The sequence below is a fragment of the Shewanella nanhaiensis genome, from assembly GCF_019457885.1.
Lineage (GTDB): Bacteria > Pseudomonadota > Gammaproteobacteria > Enterobacterales > Shewanellaceae > Shewanella > Shewanella nanhaiensis.
The window spans coordinates 1-2,380 of the sequence record NZ_JAHZST010000043.1; the positions used below are offsets into that span (position 1 = coordinate 1).

The window sequence follows — 2,380 nt, forward strand, 5'->3', positions numbered from 1 at the left end:
CCGAGCTTAACGGTCAAATCAACATCAGCGTCACCTTAGGCGCTGGCACGGTCATTGGTGACACCGTCACCGTCACCGATCAAGACGGCAACGTCCTGTTCAGCGGCCCGGCCACCCAAGACATGCTCGACAACGGCCTGGCACTGGCGATCGATCCGCCTGCCACCGGCACCAACCTGGTTATCACCGCTAACGTCACCGATCCGGCGGGCAACAGCGCGACAGGCTCAGATGCAGCGACCTTGGATTACGGCGTGGGCGTCGGCGCCCCTGCCGCGCCAACGGTCACCATCGATGAAGATATCAACAACGACGGCTACATTAACGAGGCGGAGCTTGACGGCCAGATCAACATCACCGTTGAACTCGGTGCAGGCACCGCCCTCGGCGACACCTTAGTGGTCACCGATCAAGACGGTAACGAGCTGTTCAGCGGGACTGTCACCCAAGATATGCTCGATAACGGCCAAGCGGTCACCATGGACGCGCCAGCGACCGGCACGGATGTGGTGGTCACTGCCACCGTCACTGATGAGGCGGGCAACACCGCCACAGGCAATGATGCAGCGACACTGGACTACGGCACGGGCGTGGGCGCACCGGCGAGTCCTACGGTTGAGATTGTGGAAGATGCCAACAACGATGGCTTCATTAACGACGCGGAGCTTGACGGTCAAATCAACATCAGCGTTGAACTCGGTGCAGGCACGGCCGTGGGCGACACCTTAGTGGTCACCGACCAAGCGGGTAATACCCTGTTCAGCGGCCCGGTTACCCAGGCGATGCTCGACAGTGGGCTGGACTTAGCGATAGATGCACCGGCAACGGGCACGAACGTGGTTATCACCGCCAACGTCACCGATGTGGCGGGCAACACCGCCACAGGCTCAGATGCAGCGACCTTGGATTACGGCACGGGCATCGGCGCACCGGCTGCGCCGACCGTCACCATTGATGAAGATGCCAACAACGATGGCTTCATTAATGAGGCGGAGCTTGATGGCCAAATCAACATCACGGTAGAACTCGGTGCAGGCACCGCCGTGGGCGACACCTTAGTGGTCACTGACCAAGCGGGTAATGAACTGTTTAACGGTACTGTCACTCAGGATATGCTCGATAACGGCCAAGCGGTCACCATGGATGCCCCAGCCACAGGCACGGACGTGGTGGTCACCGCCACGGTCACCGATGGCGCAGGCAACAGCGCACAAGGCAGTGATGCGGCGACCTTGGATGTCGGCACAGACGCCCCAGCGGCGCCAACGGTTGAGATTGTTGAAGACAGCAACAACGATGGCACCATCACCGATGCGGAGCTTGATGGCCAAATCAACATCACCGTCACCTTAGGCAGCGGCACTGAGGTCGGTGACACCGTCACCATCACAGACCAAACTGGCGAGGTGATTTACACCGGCCCTGTCACCCAAGACATGCTCGATAATGGCATCGATGCCGTCATCGACGCACCGGCAACCGGCACCAACTTAGTTATCACTGCCACCGTCACCGACGGCGCGGGTAACACCGCCACCGGCACTGACAGTGCGACCTTAGATTACGATGACAGCGTCACCGTACCGGGTGCACCGACCGTGGTTATTACAGAAGACACCAACAACGACGGCTACATCAATGATGCCGAGCTGGAAGGTCAAATCAACATCACGGTGGAGCTCGGCGCCAACACTGTCGTGGGCGACACCTTAGTGGTCACCGACCAAGCGGGCAACGAGCTGTTCAGTGGCACCGTCACCCAAGATATGCTCGATAATGGCCTCGACTTGGCCATGGACCCACCGGCGACCGGCACTAATCTGGTTATCACCGCGACAGTCACTGATACCTTGGGCAATGAAGCGGCAGGCAGTGATAATGCGCTGCTCGATTACGGCTCTGGCAGCGGCGCACCGGCGGCGCCAACGGTTGAAATCACTGAAGATACCAACAACGATGGCTTCATTAATGATGCCGAGCTTGATGGTCAAATCAACGCCACCGTCACCTTAGGCGCGGGCACCGTGGTGGGCGACACCGTCACCATCACCGACCAAGATGGCAACACCCTGTTCACGGGCACCGTGACCCAAGCGATGCTCGATAACGGCATCGACATCAGCTTTGATGCACCGGCCACCGGCACCGACCTTGTGGTCACCGCCACGGTCACTGACGCCGCGGGCAACAGCGCGAGCGGCTCAGATGCGGCGACGCTTGATTACGGCACCGGCACGGGCGCACCTGCTAGCCCAACCGTGGTCATTGATGAGGATGTCAACAACGATGGCTTCATTAATGAGGCGGAGCTTGATGGTCAAATCGACATCACCGTCACCTTAGGGGCGGGCACCGCCGTCGGCGACACCCTTGTGGTCAC

The 2,380-nt window shown here is 59.8% G+C and carries 1 protein-coding gene; it reads left to right on the plus strand.

Annotation, left to right across the window (positions count from 1 at the left end; all coding sequences use genetic code 11):
• The coding region (locus K0625_RS24215; protein ID WP_369123213.1) for a beta strand repeat-containing protein at positions 1-2,380 on the plus strand (2,380 nt) is incomplete at both ends.